This is a genomic window from Streptomyces sp. GL_140 (assembly GCF_057834465.1).
The window spans coordinates 1,527,123-1,549,720 of sequence record NZ_CM174404.1 but is presented as its reverse complement, the minus strand read 5'-3'; the positions used below and the strand labels follow the sequence as shown (position 1 = coordinate 1,549,720).

Annotated in this window: 15 protein-coding genes and 1 pseudogene; 10 read left to right on the top strand and 6 right to left on the bottom strand. The window is 75.1% G+C overall.

Going from position 1 to position 22,598, the window contains the following annotated elements; translation table 11 throughout:
• The first annotated feature begins 119 nt into the window (after positions 1–119).
• Positions 120–1,622 (top strand): SCO1417 family PLP biosynthesis transcription factor, encoded by a 1,503-nt coding sequence (locus AC3IYJ_RS07170; RefSeq protein ID WP_489400498.1) that lies wholly within the window; start codon positions 120–122, stop codon positions 1,620–1,622.
• Between the two features lie 48 nt (positions 1,623–1,670).
• Here AC3IYJ_RS07170 and AC3IYJ_RS07165 read toward each other — a convergent pair.
• Together AC3IYJ_RS07165 and AC3IYJ_RS07160 are read right to left on the bottom strand one after the other, a co-directional pair.
• A pseudogene (locus tag AC3IYJ_RS07165) lies at positions 1,671–3,306 on the bottom strand (hypothetical protein).
• A 51-nt stretch (positions 3,307–3,357) separates the two neighbouring features.
• A complete protein-coding gene (locus tag AC3IYJ_RS07160) occupies positions 3,358–3,552 on the bottom strand; it encodes a hypothetical protein (protein ID WP_007262923.1) in 195 nt (64 codons plus the stop codon).
• 322 nt (positions 3,553–3,874) lie between these two features.
• Here AC3IYJ_RS07160 and AC3IYJ_RS07155 point away from each other — a divergent pair, with 322 nt between their 5' ends.
• From AC3IYJ_RS07155 to AC3IYJ_RS07140, 4 genes are all read left to right on the top strand, one after another.
• The gene (locus AC3IYJ_RS07155) at positions 3,875–4,291 is read left to right on the top strand and encodes an ankyrin repeat domain-containing protein (RefSeq protein WP_489400497.1); all 417 of its coding nucleotides are present in this window, start codon (positions 3,875–3,877) and stop codon (positions 4,289–4,291) included.
• Between the two features lie 343 nt (positions 4,292–4,634).
• Positions 4,635–6,032 carry a HEAT repeat domain-containing protein gene (locus AC3IYJ_RS07150; protein ID WP_489400496.1) on the top strand — a complete coding sequence of 466 codons (1,398 nt, stop codon included), beginning with the start codon at positions 4,635–4,637 and terminating at the stop codon, positions 6,030–6,032.
• A gap of 115 nt (positions 6,033–6,147) precedes the next feature.
• A complete protein-coding gene (locus AC3IYJ_RS07145; RefSeq protein ID WP_489400495.1) occupies positions 6,148–6,663 on the top strand; it encodes a DUF2867 domain-containing protein in 516 nt (171 codons plus the stop codon).
• 54 nt (positions 6,664–6,717) lie between these two features.
• On the top strand, positions 6,718–7,722 hold the full coding sequence (locus tag AC3IYJ_RS07140) for an alpha/beta hydrolase (protein WP_489400494.1): 1,005 nt from the start codon (positions 6,718–6,720) through the stop codon (positions 7,720–7,722).
• A gap of 34 nt (positions 7,723–7,756) precedes the next feature.
• Here the strand turns inward: AC3IYJ_RS07140 and AC3IYJ_RS07135 are convergent, their stop codons facing one another.
• Genes AC3IYJ_RS07135 through AC3IYJ_RS07125 form a run of 3 tightly spaced genes read right to left on the bottom strand, consistent with a single transcriptional unit; the run spans position 7,757 to position 10,067 of the window.
• On the bottom strand, positions 7,757–8,626 hold the full coding sequence (locus AC3IYJ_RS07135) for a 5-oxoprolinase subunit C family protein (protein ID WP_489400493.1): 870 nt from the start codon (positions 8,624–8,626) through the stop codon (positions 7,757–7,759).
• Positions 8,623–9,258, bottom strand: a complete 636-nt coding sequence (locus AC3IYJ_RS07130) for a 5-oxoprolinase subunit B family protein (RefSeq protein ID WP_489402725.1) — start codon at positions 9,256–9,258, stop codon at positions 8,623–8,625. Before AC3IYJ_RS07130 ends, AC3IYJ_RS07135 begins: the two co-directional genes overlap by 4 nt.
• An 8-nt stretch (positions 9,259–9,266) precedes the next feature.
• Positions 9,267–10,067, bottom strand: a complete 801-nt coding sequence (locus tag AC3IYJ_RS07125; RefSeq protein WP_489400492.1) for a LamB/YcsF family protein — start codon at positions 10,065–10,067, stop codon at positions 9,267–9,269.
• A gap of 143 nt (positions 10,068–10,210) precedes the next feature.
• Here AC3IYJ_RS07125 and AC3IYJ_RS07120 point away from each other — a divergent pair, with 143 nt between their 5' ends.
• The 3 genes from AC3IYJ_RS07120 to AC3IYJ_RS07110 all read left to right on the top strand — a co-directional run bounded on the left by AC3IYJ_RS07120 (position 10,211) and on the right by AC3IYJ_RS07110 (position 18,088).
• Positions 10,211–11,716: a hypothetical protein gene (locus tag AC3IYJ_RS07120; protein ID WP_489400491.1), complete on the top strand. Its 1,506-nt coding sequence runs from the start codon at positions 10,211–10,213 to the stop codon at positions 11,714–11,716.
• Positions 11,717–12,347: 631 nt separating this feature from the next.
• Positions 12,348–13,322 carry a hypothetical protein gene (locus tag AC3IYJ_RS07115; protein ID WP_489400490.1) on the top strand — a complete coding sequence of 325 codons (975 nt, stop codon included), beginning with the start codon at positions 12,348–12,350 and terminating at the stop codon, positions 13,320–13,322.
• A gap of 104 nt (positions 13,323–13,426) precedes the next feature.
• Complete coding sequence (locus AC3IYJ_RS07110; protein WP_489400489.1) at positions 13,427–18,088, top strand: hypothetical protein; 4,662 nt, start codon at positions 13,427–13,429, stop codon at positions 18,086–18,088.
• Positions 18,089–18,282: 194 nt separating this feature from the next.
• Here the strand turns inward: AC3IYJ_RS07110 and AC3IYJ_RS07105 are convergent, their stop codons facing one another.
• The gene (locus AC3IYJ_RS07105) at positions 18,283–18,756 is read right to left on the bottom strand and encodes a hypothetical protein (RefSeq protein ID WP_489400488.1); all 474 of its coding nucleotides are present in this window, start codon (positions 18,754–18,756) and stop codon (positions 18,283–18,285) included.
• A 359-nt stretch (positions 18,757–19,115) separates the two neighbouring features.
• On the opposite strand from AC3IYJ_RS07105, the gene AC3IYJ_RS07100 reads away from it, so the two are divergent.
• On the top strand, positions 19,116–22,163 hold the full coding sequence (locus AC3IYJ_RS07100; protein WP_489400487.1) for a nitrate- and nitrite sensing domain-containing protein: 3,048 nt from the start codon (positions 19,116–19,118) through the stop codon (positions 22,161–22,163).
• Positions 22,160–22,597 carry a roadblock/LC7 domain-containing protein gene (locus AC3IYJ_RS07095; protein ID WP_330295286.1) on the top strand — a complete coding sequence of 146 codons (438 nt, stop codon included), beginning with the start codon at positions 22,160–22,162 and terminating at the stop codon, positions 22,595–22,597. The genes AC3IYJ_RS07100 and AC3IYJ_RS07095 overlap by 4 nt, the downstream gene beginning before the upstream one ends.
• Position 22,598: the final 1 nt, after the last annotated feature.

Below are 22,598 nucleotides of genomic sequence, written 5' to 3'. Positions count from 1 at the left end.
GAGCGGCCCGGTGTCCGCCCGGTGAACGCCCGCGTGGCACTCTGGACCTGCGGAAGCAATCCAATTCCACCCCTCGACGGGGCGGTAGAGGCCAATTAGACGAAGGTGGACCGGATCCCATGGCGCAGTGGACCTCGGCCGTAGGTGCCGCACAGCTCGGCCGGCTCATCACCTCCCAGCAGGGCCGGACCGCGGTGCCCGGTGTGCGCAAGCCGCCCGCGTACCGCAGCCTCGCCGACGGGATCCGCCTCCTCGTCCTGGAGGGCCGGGTGCCCGTCGCCGCCCGGCTCCCCGCCGAGCGGGAGCTCGCCGTCGCGCTCTCCGTCAGCCGCACCACCGTCGCCGCCGCCTACGAGGCCTTGCGCGGCGAGGGGTTCCTGGAGTCCCGCCGGGGCGCCGGGAGCTGGACCTCCTTGCCCGCCGGCAACCCGATGCCCGCCCGCGGTCTGGAGCCCCTGCCCCCCGAGTCCCTCGGGTCGATGATCGACCTCGGCTGCGCCGCCCTCCCGGCCCCCGAGCCCTGGCTCACCAAGGCCGTCCAGGGCGCCCTGGAGGAACTCCCGCCGTACGCCCATACCCACGGGGACTACCCGGCCGGGCTGCCCAATCTGCGCCGCATGCTCGCCGACCGCTACACCGAGCGCGGCATCCCGACCATGCCCGAGCAGATCATGGTCACCACGGGTGCGATGGGCGCCATCGACGCCATCTGCAGCCTCTTCGCCGGCCGCGGCGAGCGGATCGCCGTCGAATCCCCGTCCTACGCCAACATCCTCCAGCTCATGCGCGCCGCCGGGGTGCGCCTCGTGCCGGTCGCGATGGGGGAGGGGCTGACGGGCTGGGACATGGACGTCTGGCGCCAGGTCCTGCGTGACTCCGCCCCCCGCCTCGCCTACGTGGTCGCCGACTTCCACAACCCCACCGGGGCGCTCGCCTCCGACGAGCAGCGCCGCGCGATGGTGGAAGCGGCCCGTTCGGCCGGGACCGTGCTCGTCGCCGACGAGACCATGATCGAACTCCAGCTCGACCCGGCCATGGAGATGCCGCGCCCGGTCTGCTCCTTCGACCCGTCCGGCTCCACGGTGATCACCGTGGGCTCCGCCAGCAAGGCCTTCTGGGCCGGCATGCGCATCGGCTGGGTCCGCGCGGCCCCCGACGTCATCCGCAGCCTCGTGGCGGCCCGCGCCTACGCCGACCTCGGCACCCCCGTGCTGGAGCAGCTCGCGGTGAACTGGCTGATGCGCACCGGCGGCTGGGCCGAGGCCGTGGAGATCCGCCGCGACCAGGCCCGCGAGAACCGGGACGCACTGGTGGCGGCGGTGCGCAGGGAGCTGCCGGACTGGGAGTTCCGGGTGCCGCTGGGCGGTCTGACCCTATGGGCCCGCGCGGGCGGGCTGTCCGGCTCCCGGCTGGCCGAGGTGGGCGAGCGGGTCGGCGTACGGGTTCCCTCGGGGCCCCGGTTCGGCGTCGACGGGGCCTTCGAGGGCTACGTGCGGCTCCCGTTCACCGTCGGCGGCCCGGTGGCCGAGGAGGCCGCGGCCCGGCTGGCGGCCGCGGCCCGGCTGGTCGGCACCGGAGCGGGCGGCGGCGGCGCGGAGCCGCCGCGCACCTTCGTCGCGTAAGGCCTTCGACCCGTAGGCCTTACGCGACGTGGGCCTGGCTCCATGGGCCTACGGGGCGTCCGCCGGGACCTCGGGGATCTCCGAGGCGTCGATCGCCGGGCCCTGGGGGCGGGCCGACGGCTGGACGATGTGCAGGGGCTTGCTCGGCGTGACGTGGTCCGGGACGGGCTTGGGCTGCGCCTGCCGCTCGGGCAGCAGTTCCAGCACCCCCTGCCGGTGTTCCGGGTGGACGGCCTCGTCGTACGGGTCCGGGGTGGCGGGCACCTGCAGCCGGTGCACAGGACCGGCGCCGAGCCTTGCGTACCCGCGCCCCGGCGGCACGACGGTCGTGGGCGTGGTGTGCGGGGGCAGCCCCAGCACGTCGGCGATCTGCTGGATGGTGGCGGCCCCGAGCACCACCCGGGCCCTGGTGTGCTGCCAGACGGAGTCGTGCAGCAGCTCGAGGTGGTCGAACTGCTCGGCCACCACCACGGTGACGTGGGCGGCCCGGCCGTGCCGCAACGGCACCTGGAGCTGCGCGAGCGGATCGGGTGCGCCCTCGGCGGTGGCCAGGTGGGCCAGCACGCTGGGCCGGTCGAGCAGGATCCACAGCGGGCGCCGGGTGTCCTCGGGCGCGGGCCGGGCCTTCGCGGGCCCGGTGGGCGGCGATCAGGCGCCGCTCGGTCTCGCGGGCGGCCCACTCCACGGTGGACAGCGCCCCACTGGGCCCGCACTCCACGGCGAGGACCCCGGAGCGGCCGGAGAAGCAGGAGTACTCGCCGCTGCCGCCGCCCTCCACGATCAGTACGTCGCCCCCGTGCCGCAGGGCCTGCAGGGCGACCGAGCGCAGCAGCGTGGACGTGCCGCTGCCGGGCTGGCCGACGGCCAGCAGGTGGGGTTCGCCGGAGCGCGAGCCGGTGCGCCAGATGACCGGCGGCATGTCGCGGGGCTCGTCGCCCTCCAGGACGGGCAGGGTGCGCTGCACGCTGCCCGGGTCGGTGAAGCCGAGCACGGTCTCACCCGGGGAGGTCACGAAGGGCTGTGCGGCGATACCCGTCGGCAGCGCCGCCAGCACACTCAGGTCGAGCTGGTTGCCCTCCTCGTCCCAGTCGAAGAGATACTCCCGTCCGCGCCCGGACTTGGCGTGCAGCAGTGCCTCGATCCGGGCCCGTGACGCGGCCTCGCCATCGGTGAAGTAGGCCGGGTAGCGGATGTGGAGCCGGGTGACGCGGCCCGCCTCGTCGAACTCGTAGCCGCTGAAGGCCTTGTCCCACTCGCCGCCGTGGGCGAAGAGCGGACTGGGGTCCTCCGGGATGGAGAAGTACGGCACGAGGGCTTCGTAGAGGGAGCCGAGGCGTTCGGTCTCGGCATCGCTGGGCCCGGTCTTCACCGGGGTGCGGTCGCGTCCCTGCCAGGCCGCCGCCGCCATGATGACGATCAGGGCGGTGAGGGGGCCGTAGGGGACGAGCGCGACCACGAGGACGCAGGCGGCTCCCAGGAACAGCGCGGGACCACGCTTGTCCTTTGGGGTGTCGCACCATTTGCGCCGCCCGGCCGAGGCCAGGATGCGCAGGCCGCGTCCGATGGTGAGGAGCGGATGGAGGACGTCCGTGGCGCTGTCGGCGGCCGTGCGAGCGAAGTCGCGGCCCCGGGCCAGCGACACGGTGCCGCTGCTGAGGATGCGGGGAAGTGGGCGCCGGGCCACGGGCGTCTCCTGGAGTTGTGGATGCTTCGGGTGGGTGCCTGGTGCCGGGCGCTAGAGCTTGATCCCGCCGAGAAGGCTCGCGAGGCTCGCCGTGCTCGCCGTGATGCTGGGGGCGATGGCGGACCCCGCGAGGAAGAAGCCGAAGAGCGCGCACACGAACGCGTGCGTCAGCTTCATCCCGTCCTTCTTGAAGAAGAGGAAGCAGATGATGCCGAGCAGTACGACACCTGAGATGGACAGGACCATGAGAAGTTCTCCTGGTGGGTGGGGACGGTCACCATCAGTTCTTCCAGGCTCACAGGAAGTATCAATGCGACAAAAGGTGCATACGGGTGAATCCCCGAGTTTTTCACTTGACCGGCTCAGCCCGGCTGGCGCGCCGGGCATGTAGGGCGCTAGTGCTGTGGCCAGCCGCAGCGCCAGAGCTCGCGGGGTGATCATTGCCTCGGCCCGGCCCGCTCATGTGCAGGTCCGGGCGCTACGCTGACGATTCACCCGTACGGACGCATTGCCGTACGCACCCCTGCCCGCGCAACCCCGGGTAACCCCGTGAAAGGCGGTACGACCGATGAGTGAGCACGTCGAGGACAGCTCGCAGGACGTTCCCGACGAGGACGTCATCGAGCTGGCCACCAAGATCTTCGACCTCGCCCGTCAGGGTGAGACCGAGACCCTCGCCGCTTACCTGGACGCGGGCGTCCCGGCGAACCTCACGAACGACCGCGGCGACACCCTCGTCATGCTCGCCGCGTACCACGGCCACGCCGAGGCCGTCACGGCCCTGCTGGCCCGCGGCGCCGAGGCCGACCGCCCCAACGACCGGGGCCAGACCCCGCTCGCCGGAGCGGTCTTCAAGGGCGAGGAGGCCGTCATCCGCGCGCTCCTCGCCGGCGGGGCCGATCCGGAGGCCGGAACCCCCTCCGCCGTGGACACCGCCCGCATGTTCGCAAAGGCTGACCTGCTGGAACTTTTCGGAGCCAAGTAGTCCGCTTTTGGCAGTTCCTTGCGCGGCCGTTGGCCGTTCCAGACCTCACGGATTGGTCACGGCGGCCTTAAATGTGGTCGCGGCGCACAAACCGCCTGGGTCATCATGACGTCGGATTCGATTCGCGGACAGGACGGACGGGCAGGAGCGGGCAGGACACAACGGGTGTCCGACCCCACCCCTGCCGGGGGACCGCCGCCCTGGCCGCGAAGCACCGACGAGAGTGAGAAGGCAATGGTCTACATCGAGCGGAACATGACGGCGGACGACCTCACATGCTGTTACGCGGCCCTGTGAATCCCGATTCCCGGTTGCGTCCCCAGCTTGATTTGAGGCCATTCCCATGTTCGAACCAGTCATAGCGCCAAGCGGCACCCTGCTCGGGCTCCTCCAGCGGGGGCGCGGCGACGGCACGCTGCACGCACTTGCCGCACCCAGGGCCGAGGCCCTGGCCGCGCTCAACCAGTGCGTCACCGGCGATCCCCGCCAGGACTGGCAGGTCGAGAACCGCTCTTTGTACTACGCACGCCTGTACGTGGATCTCGACGGCCCCCTCGGCGAGATCGAGAACCACCTCCTCGGCGTCGACGACCTCGTCGACGAGGACGAGCACCGCACCGGCCTCGCCCTGTCCGTGCTCGGGCACCTGGCCTCGTACGGCCGTGACGACGCGCTCATGCTGCTGCGCCGCTACGCCGCCACGGGAGCCGGCTGGGCCTGGGCCCTCGACGAGCTCGCCCTGCGCGACGACGACGAGGGGCTGCGCTCACTGGCCGCCCCCGTGCTCGCCCGCTTCCCCGCCACCGCGGAGGGTGAGGCGCGGCTCGCCGCCGCCGTCCGCGACGCGTACGAACCCAGGCCCTGGTGCCTGTGGGAGGAGGACCCCGCCTACGGCGAGCGCCTGCGCGCCGCCCGCCAGCAGGGCTCCTTCGACCGCTGGCAGCGCCAGCTCACCCCGCGCGGCCCCCAGCCCGGCTGGGGCGTCCAGGCCGTCTTCGACTGGGCCGCCGACGGCCTGCGCCGGGGCACCCCGCTGCACGTCCCCGCCGCCCGCTGCCTCGCCGCCGTGGCCACCCCAGAGGACCGCTCCGCGATCCTCGCGGCCGCCGCCGGCGCCGGTGGCGAGGCCGCCCGCGCCACCGCACTGCACCACCTGGTCCTCGCCGAGCCGGAGAATCCGGCCGTACTGGACCTCATCGAAGCCGCCGGGGACGAGCCCGCCGTGGCCGCCTACGAGCGCATGTGCGGCCCCGCCGCCGTCGAGCGGGCCCGACGCTGGGCCCACCGCCCCGACGCCCTCGGAGGGGCCGCCGCGGCCCTCCTGGCCGCCCGGGGCGGAGCCGAGGACGCGGGCTCGGTGCTCGGAGCACTGCGCTCCACGGTGCGGGGCTCCGGCCCCGACTCGGTGCGCCTGTTCGCCCTGGTCGACGGGGTCGGCCGGCTCGCGATCGCCTGCTCCGCGCCGGTGCTGCGCCACATCTACCGGGAAACCGCCTCCTCGCACCTGAGGGGCCGGGCCGCACGGGCCCTGGCGGCCACGGACCCGTCCTTCGGATCGGGCTTCGCCGTGGAATGCCTCTGGGACTGCGAGGAGACCACGCGCGAGGTGGCCGCCCACCATGCCGAGACGGCCGACGCCCGCGTCGCGCCCAGACTGCGGCGACTGGCCGCGGACCCGGCCGAGGAAGAGGACGTGCAGTCGGCCGTGCGCAACCGGATCGCGCCGGAGTCGGCGGTGTAGTCGGCGGTAGGGCCGCGCTTCAGGGTCCCGGGCCCGCCGCACCGGGCCCGGGGGCGCCTGAAGGGCATGGCGGCGCGTGTGAGGTAATGGGCCGACGGCCCAAGGAGGTTGCGTGATGAGCGGAACGGTTCGCCGACGGGTCGCGCCGGTGCTCGGGGCCGCGATCGAGAGCCTCGGGTCCTACGACCACGTGGACGCGGTGGCGGTGGACGTGCCGGCCGGAACGAGCGCCGCGGACTTCGTCCGGCTCGTCTCCGCGGGAGGCCCGGCCTGGGTGGGCCGGCTCATGGCCCTGCGCGACAGGCTGGTCGCCCCGTTCGGCCTCCAGGTGCAGGAACGGGGCAAGCCGGCCGAGACCCGGATCGAACCGGGCGTCAGACGCGGGCCGTTCCGGGTCCTGTCGGTCACGCCGGACGAGGTCCTGTGCGGGGACGACGACAAGCACCTCGCCTTCCGGGCCTCCTTCGCCGTGCGGGCCAAGGCGGACGGATCGGGCCAGGAAGGCGTCTGCACCACGGTGGTCCGGTTCGAACGGACCGCCGGGCGGCTCTACTTCCGTGCCATCGAGCCCTTTCACCACCTCGTCGTCGTAAGCCTGCTGCGCCCCCGCCGCCCCCGCCGCCCCCGCTGACCGTCCGGCGGGTGGTTGACTGCGCCCCATGGATCTCGCGCGAGTCTTCCCGCCGTGTGCGGACGTGACGGCCGGGCGGCCGTCGTGAGCGCGCCGCCCTTCGACCGCGAACTGGGCTGCGCGCTCGCGGCCCTGGGGGACGCGGTGCGCGAGCCGTTCACCCCCGGGAACCTCGCCGCCCGCCAGGAGCGGGACGCCGCGGTCCGGTCGAGGCCGACGGCCCGGGACCTTGCCGACGGCGGCCGCTTCGAGGTGGACGAGCTGCGGGTGCCGGGACCGCCGGGCGGACCGGACGTCACCCTCGTGAGCGCGCGGCCCGCCGCAGCCACCGGGCCGCTGCCGGCGCTGTACTACATGCACGGCGGCGGAATGATCATGGGCAACGCGTGGTCCGTGCTCCCGCGGCTGCTCCGGGAATGGGCCCTGCCGCTCGGCCTGGCCGTCGTCTCCGTCGAATACCGGCTGGCGCCGCGGGCCCAGTACCCCGGACCGCTGGAGGACTGCTACGCCGGGTTCCTCTGGACGGCCGGGCACGCGGACCGGCTCGGCATCGACCCGGACCGCATCCTCGTCGGCGGCAAGAGCGCCGGCGGCGGACTCGCGGCGGCGCTCGCCCTGCTCACCCGCGACCGGCGCGGGCCCGCTCCGATCGGGCAGCTGCTCCTGTGCCCGATGCTCGACGACCGCGACGACACCTTCTCCGGCCGCCAGATGGCCGGAGTCGACCTCTGGGACCGGACTTCCAACGCCACCGCGTGGCGGGCCGCGCTGGGCGAGCGCTACGGCGCCGCGGACCTGCCGCCCTACGCGGCTCCGGCCCGCGCCACCGACCTGTCCGCACTGCCCCCGGCGTACATCGAGGTCGGGTCGGCGGAGACCTTCAGGGACGAGGACGTGGCCTACGCCAACGCCATCTGGCAGGCCGGCGGCCAGGCCGAACTGCACGTGTGGCCCGGGGCCTTCCACGGGTTCGACACCCTCGCACCGGAGGCGGCCCTCAGCCGGGACGCCCGCGAGGCCCGGCTGCGCTGGCTCAGGCGCATCCTGACGACGGCCTAGGGCTGCGGCCCCCCGCAGGCCCCGGGGCCCGTCGTCACCGCCGTACGAAGCGCACCGTCGCTCCCGGCCTGGCCTGCGCCGCCGCGTCCAGGGCGGGGCCCGGCGGGACCACGCCGACGACCGGGTAGCCGCCCGTCACCGGGTGGTCGGCCAGGAAGACCACCGGAAAGCCGTCCGGGGGGACCTGGACCGCGCCCAGGACCATGCCCTCGCTCGGGAGTTCCCCGGACCGGGCGCGCAGCAGGGGCGGACCCGCCTCCGTGCGCAGGCCGATGCGGTTCGAAGCCGGGGAGACGCGGTACGGGGCGCGCAGCAGGCGGTCCGTCAGCGACCGGGCGTCGAACCAGTCGGCCCTCGGGCCCAGGCGGAGCGGGAGGACGAGCTCGCGGGGCGGGCCCGGGGTGGCGGGGGCGTCCACCCCGGCCACCGGATCCGGGCCGGGCGGGCCCACCGGCAGCACGGCTCCCGCCGTCAGGACCGGGGGCCCCAGGCCCGACAGCAGGTCCGTCGAGCGACTGCCGAGGACCGGGTCCACGGCGAACCCTCCCCGCACCGCGACGTAGCTGCGCACCCCCGCCTCCGCCCGGCCCACGGAAAGCTCCGCCCCGGCGCGCAGCAGGACCGGGGCTCCCCAGGGTGCGGCCCGCCCGCAGACCCGTACCGCACAAGGGGCGCCGGTCACGGCGACGAGCAGGGGGCCGGCCAGGGCGCGCAGGGACACGCCGTCGAGGGTCGTCTCCAGCACGGCGGCCCGGGGCGGGTTGCCCAGGAGGCGGTTGGCCAGGGTGTGGGCCGCCGTGTCGAGGGCGCCCGAGCGGGGTACGCCGAGGTGCGCGTGGCCGGGGCGGCCCCCGTCCTGGACCGTCGTCAGCGCGCCCGGCCGGACCACTTCGAGGGCCCTCATGCCGGCACCTCGGTCGTCTCCGTGAACCGGACCCGTACCCCGGGCGCGAGGAGGGCGGCCGGTTCCCGTGCCGGGTCCCACAGCACCGCGTCGGTGGAGCCGATCAGCTGCCAACCGCCGGGGGAGGAGCGGGGATAGACCCCCGCGTACTCGCCCGCCAGCGCCAGCGAGCCCGCCGGGACGGCCGTACGGGGACTCGCGCGGCGGGGCAGCCGCAGGCGGGCCGGGAGGCCGGTGAGGTAGCCGAAGCCGGGGGCGAAGCCGCAGAAGGCCACGCGGAAGGAGACGGAGCCGACGATGCCGGGGACCTCCTCGGGGGCGACCCCCCACAGGGCGGCCACCTCCGCCAGATCGGGCCCGTCGTAGCGCACCCGGACCGTGACCAGGGGGCCGTCGGCGGCGGCGAGCGGCGGGATCCTCCAGCGGCCGATGCGGGCGGCCAGGGCGCGCGGGTCGCGCACGCCGTCGAGCAGGACGGTACGGGCCGCGGGCACGATGTCCCGTACGCCGTCCGGTCCGGCGAGCTCGCCGGCGTCCCGGCGGCGCAGCAGTTCCGCGTGGAGCGCGGCCACCTCCTCGGCGGAGTCCACCTCCAGGAGCAGCGCCCCGGCGCCCACGGGCAGCGCCCTCACCGCGCCGTTCACGCGAAGGCCTCCACGCGGACCCCGGCCGCGCCGAGCGCCGACCGGACGCGCAGGGCCAGTTCCGCCGCCCCGGGGGTGTCCCCGTGCAGGCACAGCGAGCGGGCGGCCACGGGGATGCGCGATCCGTCGGCGGCCACCACCGCGCCCTCGGCGGCCATCGCGACCGCGCGGGCGACCACCGCGTCCGGGTCGTGCACGACGGCTCCCGGCTCGCCGCGCGGCACGAGGGTGCCCGCCGGGGTGTAGGCGCGGTCGGCGAAGGCCTCCGGGACGGCCGGTAGTCCGGCCCGTTCGGCGGCGGCGAGCAGCAGCGAGCCGGGCAGGCCCAGCACCGGGAGGCCCGCGCTCCCGGCCGCCAGCAGCACGCCCGAGACGACGGCGCCGGCCTGATCGGCGTCGTGCACGGTCCGGTTGTAGAGCGCGCCGTGCGGTTTCACGTACGACACCGTGGAGCCGGCCGCCTTCGCGAACACCTCCAGCGCCCCGATCTGGTACGCCACCTCGTCGGCCAGCTCACCGGCCGGCACGTCCATGGCGCGGCGCCCGAACCCGGCCAGGTCGCGGTACGAGACCTGCGCGCCGATCCGCACCCGGCGGGCGGCCGCCAGCTCGCAGACGCGGCGCATGATGGACGGGTCGCCCGCGTGGAACCCGCAGGCGACGTTGGCGCTGGTGACGACGGACAGCAGAGCCTCGTCGTCGGTCAATGTCCACCGTCCGAAGCCCTCGCCGAGATCGGCGTTGAGGTCGATCACGGGGGCGGGGCCGGAAGCATCCGGTGTGATCATGGAAGCCATGCGGTGAGGGTAGAGCAGCGCGCGTCGGTGTTCGCGTCCGTGCTCGCGTCCGTCTTCGGGTTCCGTGCTCGCGTCCGCCGGGGACGAAGACGCCGAACCATCCCGTTTGGGATGTTGTCACTGTCAGCGCCTAGTCTTTGTCCGTGACTTTCCCTGCCCCGGCGAAGACCCTTCCGTCCCCGGCGCCGGGCCCGGCCGCCGACGAGGGCCTGGCTCGGCGCCTGCGCGCGCTCGCCTGCACCGCCCCGCTGCACGACCTCGACGTACGCAAGGCCAATCTGGCCGGCGAGTACGGGGGCTACGCGATGGCGGAGGTCGCGCTCGCCGCGATCGACCTGGTCACCCTCAACATGGACTTCGACACCGGAGCCGACCACGAACAGATAGTGGCCAGGCTGCTTCCGCGCATCGCCGCCCAGGCGCCGGGCCGCCCGGCGGCCGAGCACGAGCGGGTGGCCCGCTGGGTGCTGGAGAACCTGATCAACGTCGGCAGCGTCGACCGCGGCTTCCGGGCGATCTACGGCACCTTCGGGCCGGACGGCGTGTACGTCCGCCGGGACTACGACTTCAAGCTGATCGAGGAAGTCCCGGGCTACGGCGGCGCCGTGTACCTGCGGACCACGGACGAAGCCGTCAACGTCCTGGTCGGCGCCCTCGACACGGACGTCACCAGCGCGCAGATCGCCGCCGAGGTCAAACTGGAGGTCCTGATCAGCCGGGGCCGGCTCGCCGACGCCCAGCTCGCCGCCGAACAGGCCCGCTACCGGACCGTCCAGTACGCCGAGACCCTGCGGCGCACGCTCGACGCGACCCGGCGCAACGTGCGGGCGGTGGACTGGCTGGTGACCGTCCCCGACATGATCGCCGAGGCCCTCGACCACGTCGCCGACCGCTACCGCCACGAGAACGCGATCCTGACCAACATCCGCAAGGCGCGCGACGAAGCCGAGGAGCCCGACAACAAGCGGCGCGCCGCCGAGCTCGTCGACATCGTCAAGGACTGCATCCGCCGCCACACGCAGCTGCAGTCCCGGCTGCTGGACGCCGGCCCGCTCTTCCGCGCCGAGCAGGACCGCCAGGCCTTCGCGGCCCCCGCGCCGCGCTCCGGCATCGACCTGTACGGGCAGCTCGTGGCACCCCTGCTGCCGCTGCCGCTCTCCCAGGCCTCCAGGGTCACCGACGCCTTCTTCGCGGCCGGAGCCGGGCTGCGCACCCCCGTCTCGGTCCGGGTCGCCGACCTGGTGGAGATCCTGCTGACCCCGCCGGTGGAGCGGGAGCACCTCGGCGCGGAGATGCCGGAGCCCGACCTGATCGCGACCCCGGACGACAGCCGGTTCAGCGAGGAGCAGCTCGCCGCCGCGATGGAGCTCCTGGAACTCCCGCACGACGCCCCGCGCCGGCTCTCGGGCCTGCTGGCCGAAGCCCGCCGAGCGGACCCGGACCTGCCGTACCTGGTCGCCCTGCTGGCCGTCCACGCGGCGAGCCCGGCGGTGGGCACGGCGTACCGCCAGGGCGAGGAGCGGCTGCTCTTCGCGGTCGACGACGGCACCGAACTCCAGGACCCGGAATTCGGCGGCGCGGACCTCATCGTCGGCACCGCCCTGCTCGACGCGGCCGCCATGACGGCGGACCGCACGGAGGCGGCATGACCTCGCCCCTGCCCCGGCCGGGTCGCGCAACGGCCCCCGGGCCCGCACCCCGCCGACCGGCCACCCCCGGAGCGGCCCCCCGCCCCGTTGCCCGCGCTGTCGGGCCTACGGCGCTGCGTGTGCCGGCCGCAGCAGGGGCGGTGCCCGAGTACGGCGGGGAGCCCGCCGCACCCCGAGGCCCGGGCGGCCGTCGTACCCTGCTCCACCGACCCGGAGCGGGTGGCGGTGCGGCCGCTTCGTCGGCCCCTTCGGGGCCTGCGTCGGCGGGCACGGGTACGAGCGTCCGCCGCGCCCCGTTCCACCGGTCGGGGGCGATCGGTCGTGCGACCGCTCCGGCCGTCCTGTCCGGGGCCGGGCCGGCTGTTGCTTGGGCTGCCCCGTCGGGGCCCGGGACCGCCGCCTGCGCCGCCCTGGCGCGGCTGCGTCCCTGCCCGACGCCCGCCCCGACGCCCGCGTTGATCCGTACCTCCGTGCCGGGCGCCGGGGCGCAGGCCCCGGCCCGGCGGCTCCGTCCGGGGGTGTGGGGGCCGGCCCCCGCTTTCGGGAAGGGGCGGGGTGGGGGAGATGCCCCACCCGTCGCCGGAGCCACCGCACCGCACACCATCACCCGCACCGCCGAGGAGACGTACCCGTGAGCGACCACCACGCCGAGCAGCACCCCGCGTGGAGCGAGCCCGACGCACACGAGGCATCGGTCCCGGCGGCCACCCTCCAGGGACAGGCCCAGGTCCAGGTCCAGGCCCCGCCCCAGGGACAGGCTCCGACCCCGGGACCCGGGGTCACCCCCGTGACCCCGGCCGACGCCGCCGACGCCGCGCGACTCGTCGCCTTCGGGCTCCAGCCCAAGCTGCTGCCCGCTCGTGACGCCGAGTACGCGGAGCTGCTGCGCCGCTACCGCGAGGACCCCGCCTTCGGCCGGCTCGCCGACGCCGTCGCCACCGGCCTCGGGCTCGTCGTCCTGGAGGTGTCCCCGCGCGCCGGGATGGCCGTCGCCGCCGGTGAGGACTCCGTCTTCGCCGTCCGCATGGGCGACTACGCCCGCCGTGCCACCGCCGACTCCGCCGACCGCTTCCTGCACGGCCTCGCCCACCTCGCCGTCGCCGCCCTGGCCTTCCCCCGCCCCGAGGACCTCGCCGACGACGGCTACATCGGCCGGATCACCGTCAACGGGGTCGACGCCTTCGTCCGGCAGACCTGCCGCCGCCTGGAGGAGCGTGCCGAGGAGCTCGGGGAGAACACCGACCCGGCCTCCGACGCCCCCGGCCTGGAGGCCGCCTGGCGGGTCTACGCCCGCCGCAGCGCGACCGGCGCCACCAAGGACGCGCGCCGCCTGGCCGGTTCCACCACCGGCATCGTCGGCAAGGCCGCCGCATTCCTCACCGACTCCGGATTCCTCCAGCGCACCGGGGACGACTCCGGAGGCACCTACCGCACCACCCCCCGCTACCAGCTCCAGGTCCGCGACATGGCGGGCAGCGCCGCCATGGCCGAGCTGCTGGAGCTGGGAGTGGTCCCCGTCAGCGACGGGTCCGCCAGCCTGCTGCCGCCGCCCGAGGGCGACGACCTCGAACTCGCCGCCGACGCCGGTCTGCCCTTCCACGGCTGAGCCGCCGGTCCGCCGAGCCGGCCGGGCTCCCCGCCGCGGAGCCGCCGACCCGCCGAGTCACCGATCCCCGTACGAACCACGAGAGACCGCGAGAACCCGCCGCCATGTACGAGCTGTCCCGGATCCGCCTCTACTCCATCGGGCCCGCGGGCGCGCGCTACGCCGACACCGTGCTCGACCTGCGCGGAGTCGGCCAGCCGGTGCCCCACCCGGCGCCCGCGCAGGCGGAGTTCTTCGAGGACGAGCCCACCGGCCCGCCGCGCCGCCCCGCGCCGGCCGGCGTGCTGTTCCTGGAGAACGGCGGCGGCAAGTCCGTCCTCCTCAAGCTGATCTTCTCGGTGATGCTGCCCGGCCACCGCAACACCCTCGGCGGCGCCAGCTCCGGCGTGCTGCGCAAGTTCCTGCTCGCCGACGACTGCGGCCACGTGGCGCTGGAGTGGCAGCACACCCAGACCGGCGAATGCGTGGTCGTCGGCAAGGTCAGCGAGTGGCGCGGACGCCAGGTCTCCAACGACCCGCGCAAGTTCGCCGAGGCCTGGTACTCCTTCCGCCCCGGCCCCGGGCTGAGCCTGGACAACCTCCCGGTGGCCGAGGCCACTTCGGTGCGCCCGCCCGTCGAGGGCGTCTCCGGCGCCCGGGGGCGGCGCCGCACGATGAAGGGCTTCCGCGACGCCCTCACCGAAGCCGGCAAGGCCTACCCGCACCTCGAGGTGTACTTCGAGGAGATCCACGACCGCTGGAACGAGCACCTCACCGAGGTCGGCCTCGACCCCGAACTCTTCCGCTACCAGCGCGAGATGAACGCCGACGAGGGCGAGGCCGCCGGCCTCTTCGCGGTGAAGAAGGACTCCGACTTCACCGACCTCCTGCTGCGCGCCGTCACCGACACCCGGGACACCGACGGCCTCGCCGACCTCGTCCACGGCTTCGGCAACAAGCTCGGCCGCCGTGCCGAGCTGATGGCCGAACGGGAGTTCACCGCGGGCTCCGTGGACCTCCTCACCAAGATCGTCGAAGCCGCCGGGACCCGCTCCCGGCTGCGCGACGTCCACGCCGGCGCCGAACGCCGCACCCGCTCCCTCGCCCGGCGGCTGTCAGCCCGCGCGACCGAGGAACGCGGCCTCGCCGCCGACCTCGCGCAGCGGGTCACCGGCGCCGCCCACGAGGTCACCGCCGCCGAGTCCGCGCGCTCCCGCAGCGCCGCCGTCTCCGCCGAACTCGCCTACCGGCACGCCTCGCTGGCCCTGACCGTCGCGGACAAGGCCGCCGCCGCGCAGCGCCGCGAGCTCCTCGAAGCCCGCACCCTGCACTCCGCCTGGCAGGCCGCCGAGATCGTCCTGCGCCACCGCGCCGCCGCCGACGGCTCCGCCCGGGTCGCCGCCGCGATCCTGGAGGCCGAGCGTGACGCAGCCCCCGCGCTGGCCGCCCGCGCCACCGCCGCCGCCGAACTCGTACGGGCCCTGCACACCGCCGCGGAGCAGGGCGAACGGGCCGCCAACGAGGAGGAGGAGCGGTCCGCCGTCCTCCAGGCGACCGGCGAGGCCGCCCACCGCGACGCCACCGCCGCCGCCACGGCCGCCCAGCGCACCCGCAGCGAGGCCGAGCACCTGCGCGCCCGCCTCGCGGAGGTCCAGCAGGAGACCGACGAGGCCGTCCGGGCCGGCTGGCTCGACGACTCCGCCCCCGACGCCGACCCGGCGCGCGCCGCCCTGGCCGCCGCCGACGCGGAGAAGACGGCCGTGGCCGCCTGGGACGAGTCCCGCGAAGCCGCCCGCAGCGCGTCGGAAGCCGCCCGTGAGGCCACCGGGGCGGAATCCCGCGCCGAACTCACCGCCGCCCGGGCGGCGGACGCCGCCGACGCGGCCGAGGCCGCCCACGAAGCCGAGGAACGCGCCGCCGCCTCTCTGGCGGCGTCGTCCCGCCTGGCCGCCCTGCTCGGCCTGCCTTCTGCCTCCGACACCACCGACGCCTCCGTCCCCGGGGCCGGCCCCGTCGGGCAGCCCGGCAGCGCCGCAACCCCCGGCGGGCTCACCGTCGCCGACCTCGACCGGGGCTCCGACGAACTGGCCCGGATGCTGACCGATACCGTCGGCTCGGCCGAACGCCAGCTCTTCGAGCTGCGCACCGCCGCCGCCGACGACTCCCGGATCCTCGGAGCCCTCGGCGACGGCGGCCTGCTGCCGCCCGGCCCGGACGTCCTCGCCACCGTCGAGTACCTCGGCGAACACGGCATCCCGGCCCTCCCGGGCTGGCGCTACCTCGCCCAGTCCGTGGACCCCGCCGCCCACGCCGCCGTCCTCGCCGCCCGCCCCGAACTCGTCGACGGCGTCGTCATCACCGACCCCGACACCCACGCCCGCGCCCGCGAGGTCCTCTCCGGCGCCGCCCTGCTGCCCCGCTCCACCGTCGCCGTCGGCACCGCCGCCGCGCTGCTGGCCCCCGCGCCGGCGGTGGACGGCGACGACGGCACCGGCACCGGAGTCTCCGGCATCTTCATCGTCCCGCCGAACCCGGCGATGCACGACGAACACGCCGCCGACGAGGAGCGCCAGGCGCTGCGCACCCGCGCCACCGCCCGCGACACGGAGATCCGCGAGCTGGCCGCCCGCCTCTCCGGCGACCGCGAACTCGCCGCCCGACTGCGCTCCTGGCGCACCGGCTGCCCGCCCGGCCGGCTCGCCGAACTCGCGGAGCAGGCCGCCGCCGCCCGCACCTTCGCCGAGGAGACCGAGGCCGAGCTCACGCAGGCCCGTACCGTTCGCGCCGAGGCGGACGAGGTCTCTGCCGACGCCGCCCGCATCCGCGACGAACGCCAGGACACCGCCCAGCGCGCCCGCCGCGTCGCCGACGCCCTCGCCGGACTCGCCTACCGGCTGCGCGAGCGCGCCGGCTGGCAGAGCCGACTGCGCGAACTCGCCGAGGAAACCGCCGAGTCCGAGGCCCGCGCCGAGGTCTTCCTCGACCGGGCCCGCGCCGCCGACGAGGACCGCCGCGCCGCCCAGCGCGCCGCAGACGACGCCCGCCGCACCGCCCGCGCCCTGCGCGGCGAACGCGCCGAGGTCGCGGGAGCCCCGGACCCGCTGCCCGCCGACGACGGCACGGCCAAGGCCCCGCTGCCCGACCTCCGCGAGGCCTACCGCGCCGCTTCCCGCCTCTACGAGAAGGTCGGCGTCGGCGCCGACCTGCGCGCCGAACAGGCCCGCGCCGAGAGCGACGAGAGCGCCGCCCTCGCCGAGCTCGACCGCCTCACCAACAAGGTCCGCACCCGCGCCGCCCAGCTCCTGGAAGGCACCGACGGCGCCGACGGCCCCTCCCGGCAGGCCGCGGCCGCCCGCGCCGAGGCCCTCGTACAGATGCTGGAAACCCGCGCCTCCACCGCGAGCGAGCAGCTCGGCCGACTGCGCGGCGAGGCCGAACGGCACGCCCCCGCCGAGGGCGAGGCGCACACCGAACTGCCCGAGGAACTGGTCCCCGACGACGTCGAGCAGGCCCAGGCCATGCTCCGCACCGCCACCGCCCGGCTCGGCGCCCACAGCGCCGCCCTGGACACCGCGCGGTCGGCCCACGCCGACCTGCTGCGCGCCCACCGCACGGCCGAGGACGGCGCGGGCGGCTTCGACGAGACCGCCGCCCTGCTCCGGGACCTGCTGCGCGACCACACCCACCAGGAGGACGAGCAGGAGCCGGTGTCCCACCCCGGCACCCTGGAGGAGGCCCGCCAGTCGGCCATGGAGGCCCGCCGCTCGCTACGGGGCTGCGCCGCCGAGCTGTCGGCCGCCGAGGCCGCCGTCCGCGAGGCGAGCGACATCCTGGTCCGCCACGCCAACGCCAACCGCTACGAGCAGGTACGCACCCCCGCGCGCCAGCAGATCCGCGAACTGCCCGCCTCCGCCCTGCCCGAGCACGCGGCGGCCTGGGCCACCGCCTTCGCCCCCCGGCTGCGCGTCCTCACCGACGAGCTGGCGCAGCTGGAGCGCAACCGCGACAGCATCGTGGACCGGCTGCGCGGACTCGTGGAATCCGCCCTGGCCACCCTGCGCTCCGCCCAGCGGCTCTCCCAGCTCCCCGAGGGCCTGGGGGAGTGGTCGGGCCAGGAGTTCGTGCGGATCCGCTTCGAGGAGCCCGACCAGGCCACCCTCACCGAGCGGCTCGGCGAGGTCATCGACGAGGCGACCCGCGCGGCCGTGAAGAAGAACAGCACCGCCTCCTTCGGCGAAGGCCGCCGCGACGGCATGTCGCTGCTGCTGCACGGGGTCTCGGCGGCCCTGGAGCCCAAGGGCATCTCGGTGGAGATCCTCAAGCCGGACGCGGTACTGCGCGCCGAGCGGGTCCCGGTCGGCCAGATGGGCGACGTGTTCTCCGGAGGCCAGCTGCTCACCGCCGCGATCGCGCTCTACTGCACGATGGCCGCGCTGCGCAGCAACGACCGGGGCCGGGACAAGCACCGGCACGCGGGCACGCTGTTCCTCGACAACCCGATCGGGCGCGCGAACGCCACGTACCTGCTGGAGCTCCAGCGGGCCGTCTCGGACGCCCTCGGGGTCCAGCTGCTGTACACGACGGGCCTGTTCGACACGACGGCCCTCGCCGAGTTCCCGCTGGTCATCCGGCTTCGCAACGACGCCGACCTGCGGGCCGGGCTGAAGTACATCAGCGTCGAGGAGCACCTGCGCCCCGGGCTGCCCCAGCAGTCCCCCGGCGAGGAGACGATCCACGGCGAGATCACGGCGACCCGGATGTTCCGCCGCGACCTCTCGTCTTCCTGACGCGCCGCTCGCACGGCTCGGCCGTAGACGGCCTCCCCGGCTTCGCGCCGCTGCGCCGGCCTCCGACCGGCGGGCGGCCGGCCGTGGGGCGGAGTCCGGGGCCGCGGGAACGCCGTGCCGCGGACGCACCGGCTCCGGACCGTACTGCCCCTACGTCCGCACCGGCCGGGCTGCCGGGGCCCGGACCGGAGGGGTCAGTGCTGCCCGGTGCCGGTCCGGTAGCGCCCGTCGCCCGCGGGCGGAGACCAGGCGGCGCCGGTCGCCGCGCCGCGCTCGCGCATTCGCCCCGCCTGCCGGGCCGCCTGCCTGTCCGCCTTCCGCCGTGCCCGCGGAGCGACCCGCGCCGTGCTGCTCGGCTCCGAGAGGACCCCGTACCGCTGGTTCCACATCTGCCGGGTGATCAGCACGTCCAGCACGCCCCAGGTGGCCACGACCGTCCCGGCTATCGCGCAGAGCGACAGCGGGAAGGCCAGCCAGGAGCCGGTGACCGCCAGGAAGAAGGCGATCGTCGCGTCCGTCAGCGTCACGGCCACTATCAGCACCGCGCGCACGGCGGACTCGCGCACCGGATCCGGCATGCGACGGCGCCCCGCCGCCTCGTCGACCCACAGGGCCCGCCCGGCCGACGCCGCAGACCCCGCGCCGCCGTCCTCGTACCTCTTCGCCATGCCCCGCTCCCTCCCCTCCACAAGGTCGCTCATGCCCACCCGAACAGCTAGACGTACGGCATCTTCGAGAGATTCCCGTATCCCGGACCTCCGGAACGCGCGGCTTCATCGCGGAACGAAGAATTCCAGCCATCCATTCAGGTACGGGAACTGACGCCGCACCAAGTGTCATCTGCCACATATCGGTCCGCTCCTGACCGGAACTATCGGACAACTCGTGATCTTCGCACGAGGCTTCGGCCGAAAACGTCCGGACAGGCCTTCGAGGGTGCCCTGTGGCAGTAGTAGGCTCACGCCGTTTAAATGACGGAACACCAACCCCCGGTAACGGGGTTGAGCTGGGGGAGGCTGGGGAGGCCATGCGCTTTCGCGGGAAGTCCATCCGCCGGAAGATCGTGGCGTTGCTCCTTGTGCCGCTCGTCTCCCTGACCGCCCTCTGGGGCTTCGCCACCGCGATCACCGGTCAGGAGGCCTTCCAACTCCTCGGCGTGGCCTACGTCATCGACAAGGTCGGCTACCCCGTGGAGGACGTCGTCCGCGTCGTCCAGAAGGAACGCCGCCAGACCCTCGTGGTCATCGGAGACCCCCGCGCGTCCACCGCGACCGCCGAACTCGCCAAGCGGCGCGGCGCCACCGACGAGTTGGTCGCGAAGATCGCCGCCGACGCCAGTGACCCCAAGGTGGCCGACGAGCTCACCCCGCCCGCCGCCCAGCGCCTGAACTCCATCCTGGAAGCCCTCCACGGCATCGGCGCCCTGCGCGGAGCCGTCGACGCCGGCTCCCTCAACACCACCCAGGCGCTGGACCTGTACAACCGCCTCGTCGACCCCTGCTACGAGTTCCTCATGAACCTCCACGCGCTCGAGAACGTGGAGATGGACAAGCAGGGCCGCGCCCTCGTCGGGATCACCCGCGCCCGCGAGACGCTCTCGCGCGAGGACGCCGTCATCGCCTCGGCCCTGGCCTCCCGCAACGTCGGCCAGGAGGATGTCCGGCACGTCTCCGACTTCGTCGCCAACCGCAAGCTGCTCTACGAGTTCAACCTCGCGATCCTCCCGGCCGCCGACCGGGAGCTGTTCGAGCAGTACTGGAACAACCCGGAGAGCCGCGCCCTGCGCGAGGCAGAGGAACGATTCATCACCTCGGGCCCCGGCCACAACAACCCGCGCGGCGTCAGCGCCGCCCAGTGGGACACGGCCGCGCAGAAGGTCCTCGACGACCTCGCCACCATGGGCACCGCCGCCGGCGACCGCTACCAGAAGCGCGTCCAGCCCGTGGCCATGAACGTGCTGCTCCAGGCCGCCGTCGCCGGAATCCTCGGCTTCATCGCCCTCATCGTCTCCCTCGTCCTGTCCGTGCGCATCGGCCGCGAGCTGATCCGCGACCTGTCCCGGCTCCGCAAGGAGGCCCACGAGGTCTCCGGCGTCCGCCTCCCCGGCGTCATGCGCCGCCTCGCCGCCGGCGAGACCGTGGACGTCGAGACCGAGGCGCCCCGCCTGGAGTACGAGAAGGACGAGGTCGGCCAGGTCGGCCAGGCCCTCAACACCCTCCAGCGCGCCGCCATCGAGGCCGCCGTCAAGCAGGCGGAACTGCGCCGCGGCGTCTCCGAGGTGTTCGTCAACCTCGCCCGCCGCAACCAGGTGCTCCTGCACCGCCAGCTCACCCTGCTCGACACCATGGAGCGGCGCACCGAGGACACCGAGGAGCTCGCCGACCTCTTCCGCCTCGACCACATGACCACCCGCATGCGCCGCCACGCCGAGGGCCTGGTGATCCTCTCCGGCGCCGCACCCTCCCGCCAGTGGCGCAAGCCCGTCCAGCTGATGGACGTCGTACGGGCCGCCGTCGCCGAGGTCGAGGACTACGAGCGCATCGAGGTACGCCGACTGCCGCGCCTGGGCATCGTGGGCCCGGCCGTCGCCGACGTCACCCACCTCGTCGCCGAACTCCTGGAGAACGCCACGGTGTTCTCCCCGCCCCACACGGCGGTCCAGGTCCTCGGCGAACGCGTAGCCAACGGCTTCACCCTGGAAATACACGACCGCGGCCTCGGCATGACCCCGGAGGCGCAGCTCGACGCGAACCTGCGCCTCGCCGAGACCCCGGAGTTCGAACTCTCCGACACCGACCGGCTCGGCCTGTTCGTGGTCAGCCGCCTCGCGCGCCGCCACGACGTCAAGGTCGGCCTCCAGCCCAGCCCCTACGGAGGCACCACCGCGGTGGTCTTCCTCCCCGTGGCCCTGCTCACGGAGGCCCCCGAGACCGACGGCGCCGGCATCCGCCTGGCCGGCGGCAAGGCCGTCGGCGGCCCCGCCCGTCCCGCGGCCGCAGCCGTCGAGGGCGGCCCCGCCGACCGCCGGCTCCCGGCCGGCGCCGAACTGCGCGGCCCTGTCGAACTGGAGGCCCCTGTCGGCATCCCGGGGCTGGAGGACCCCGTCACGGCCCTGGAGGGGACCTCCGGCGCCATCGCGGGCCTCACCGGGATCTCCGGGGCCACCGGGAGCCCCGGAGCCAAGGGGCGGCCCGCCATGGCCACCCTCGACGACGAGACCCCGCCGAACGGCACCCCGCGCAGCGCCCTGCTGGGCCTGCGCCCGGCGGGCCGGCCGCACGCGGAGCGGCACACCGAGCGGCACGCCGAGCGCGGCACGCCCTGGAAGGGCGACCGCATCGGGGAGCGCATCAGCGAGCGGGCCGCGGACGCCGCCGAGCGCGGCGGCGCCCGGCCCCTCGAACGCGACGGGGGCCGCGACGGCTTCCGCGACCTCGACGGCTTCCGCGACCGGAGCGGCAACGGCGCCCCGGACCGGGACCGCGGCTCCGACCGCGACCGCGAGCCCCTGGCCCCTACCGGCCCGGTCCGCCTGGAGTCCCCCCGCCCGGAGCCCGCCCGAGCCGAAGGCTCCCGCGCGGCGGGCACCGTACCGCTCCCGCGCCGCCGCCCCACGCCGACCCTGGTCGCCGAGCACGGCCGCCGGGTGCCCCGGCCGGTCTCCGCGGTCCCGGACCCCGAACCGGCCCAGGGCGCCCCCGAAGCGACCCGGGCCAGGACCGGCCAGGCCCAGGGCACGGCCCTGCCGCGCCGGGTCCGGCAGGCCAGCCTCGCGCCCCAGCTCAAGAACGCCCCGGCCCCGGCACCCGCCGAAGCCGCCGCCGAATCGGTGGAGGACCGCGACGCGGAGGACGTACGCCGCCGCATGTCCGCGCTCCAGCGCGGCTGGACGGCCGGACGTGACCAGCAGGCGCAGCAGAACGCGCAGCAGGACCCGCAGCAGGACGCACGCCGCGACGCCCGGCCCGAGGCCCGGCAGGACGTCCGGAACCAAGCACCGCAGCCGTCCGGGACCGAGGCCGGCACCCCTGCCGCCACCGGGCCCGGATACGAGAACGAAGGGGACGGTCGATGACCGCACCGCAGTCCGGCAACGACACCAGGGGCCGCGGCTCCGGCCCGCTCAACTGGCTTCTCGACGAGCTCGTGGACAAGGTCGCCAGCATCCGCAAGGCGGTGGTCCTCTCCGGCGACGGCCTGCCCACCGGCAGCTCCAAGGACCTCACCCGCGAGGACAGCGAGCACCTGGCGGCCGTGGCCTCCGGATTCCACAGCCTGGCCAAGGGCGTCGGCCGCCACTTCGACTCGGGCAAGGTCCGCCAGACCGTGGTCGAGCTGGACGAGGCGTTCCTGTTCGTCATGGCCGCCGGGGACGGCAGCTGCCTGGCGGTCCTCGCCGACTCCGACTCCGATGTCGGGCAGGTCGCTTACGAGATGACCCTCATGGTCAAGCGCGTCGGTGACCACCTGGCGACCGCCCCGCGCACAGGGCTGCCAGCCGGAGGGTGAG

Coding starts and splice junctions, on each gene's coding strand:
- AC3IYJ_RS07170 (WP_489400498.1), top strand. CDS start 120: ATGGCGCAGTGGACCTCGGCCGTAGGTGCCGCACAGCTCGGCCGGCTC.
- AC3IYJ_RS07160 (WP_007262923.1), bottom strand. CDS start 3,552: ATGGTCCTGTCCATCTCAGGTGTCGTACTGCTCGGCATCATCTGCTTC.
- AC3IYJ_RS07155 (WP_489400497.1), top strand. CDS start 3,875: ATGAGTGAGCACGTCGAGGACAGCTCGCAGGACGTTCCCGACGAGGAC.
- AC3IYJ_RS07150 (WP_489400496.1), top strand. CDS start 4,635: ATGTTCGAACCAGTCATAGCGCCAAGCGGCACCCTGCTCGGGCTCCTC.
- AC3IYJ_RS07145 (WP_489400495.1), top strand. CDS start 6,148: ATGAGCGGAACGGTTCGCCGACGGGTCGCGCCGGTGCTCGGGGCCGCG.
- AC3IYJ_RS07135 (WP_489400493.1), bottom strand. CDS start 8,626: ATGAGGGCCCTCGAAGTGGTCCGGCCGGGCGCGCTGACGACGGTCCAG.
- AC3IYJ_RS07125 (WP_489400492.1), bottom strand. CDS start 10,067: ATGGCTTCCATGATCACACCGGATGCTTCCGGCCCCGCCCCCGTGATC.
- AC3IYJ_RS07110 (WP_489400489.1), top strand. CDS start 13,427: ATGTACGAGCTGTCCCGGATCCGCCTCTACTCCATCGGGCCCGCGGGC.
- AC3IYJ_RS07105 (WP_489400488.1), bottom strand. CDS start 18,756: ATGGCGAAGAGGTACGAGGACGGCGGCGCGGGGTCTGCGGCGTCGGCC.
- AC3IYJ_RS07100 (WP_489400487.1), top strand. CDS start 19,116: ATGCGCTTTCGCGGGAAGTCCATCCGCCGGAAGATCGTGGCGTTGCTC.
- AC3IYJ_RS07095 (WP_330295286.1), top strand. CDS start 22,160: ATGACCGCACCGCAGTCCGGCAACGACACCAGGGGCCGCGGCTCCGGC.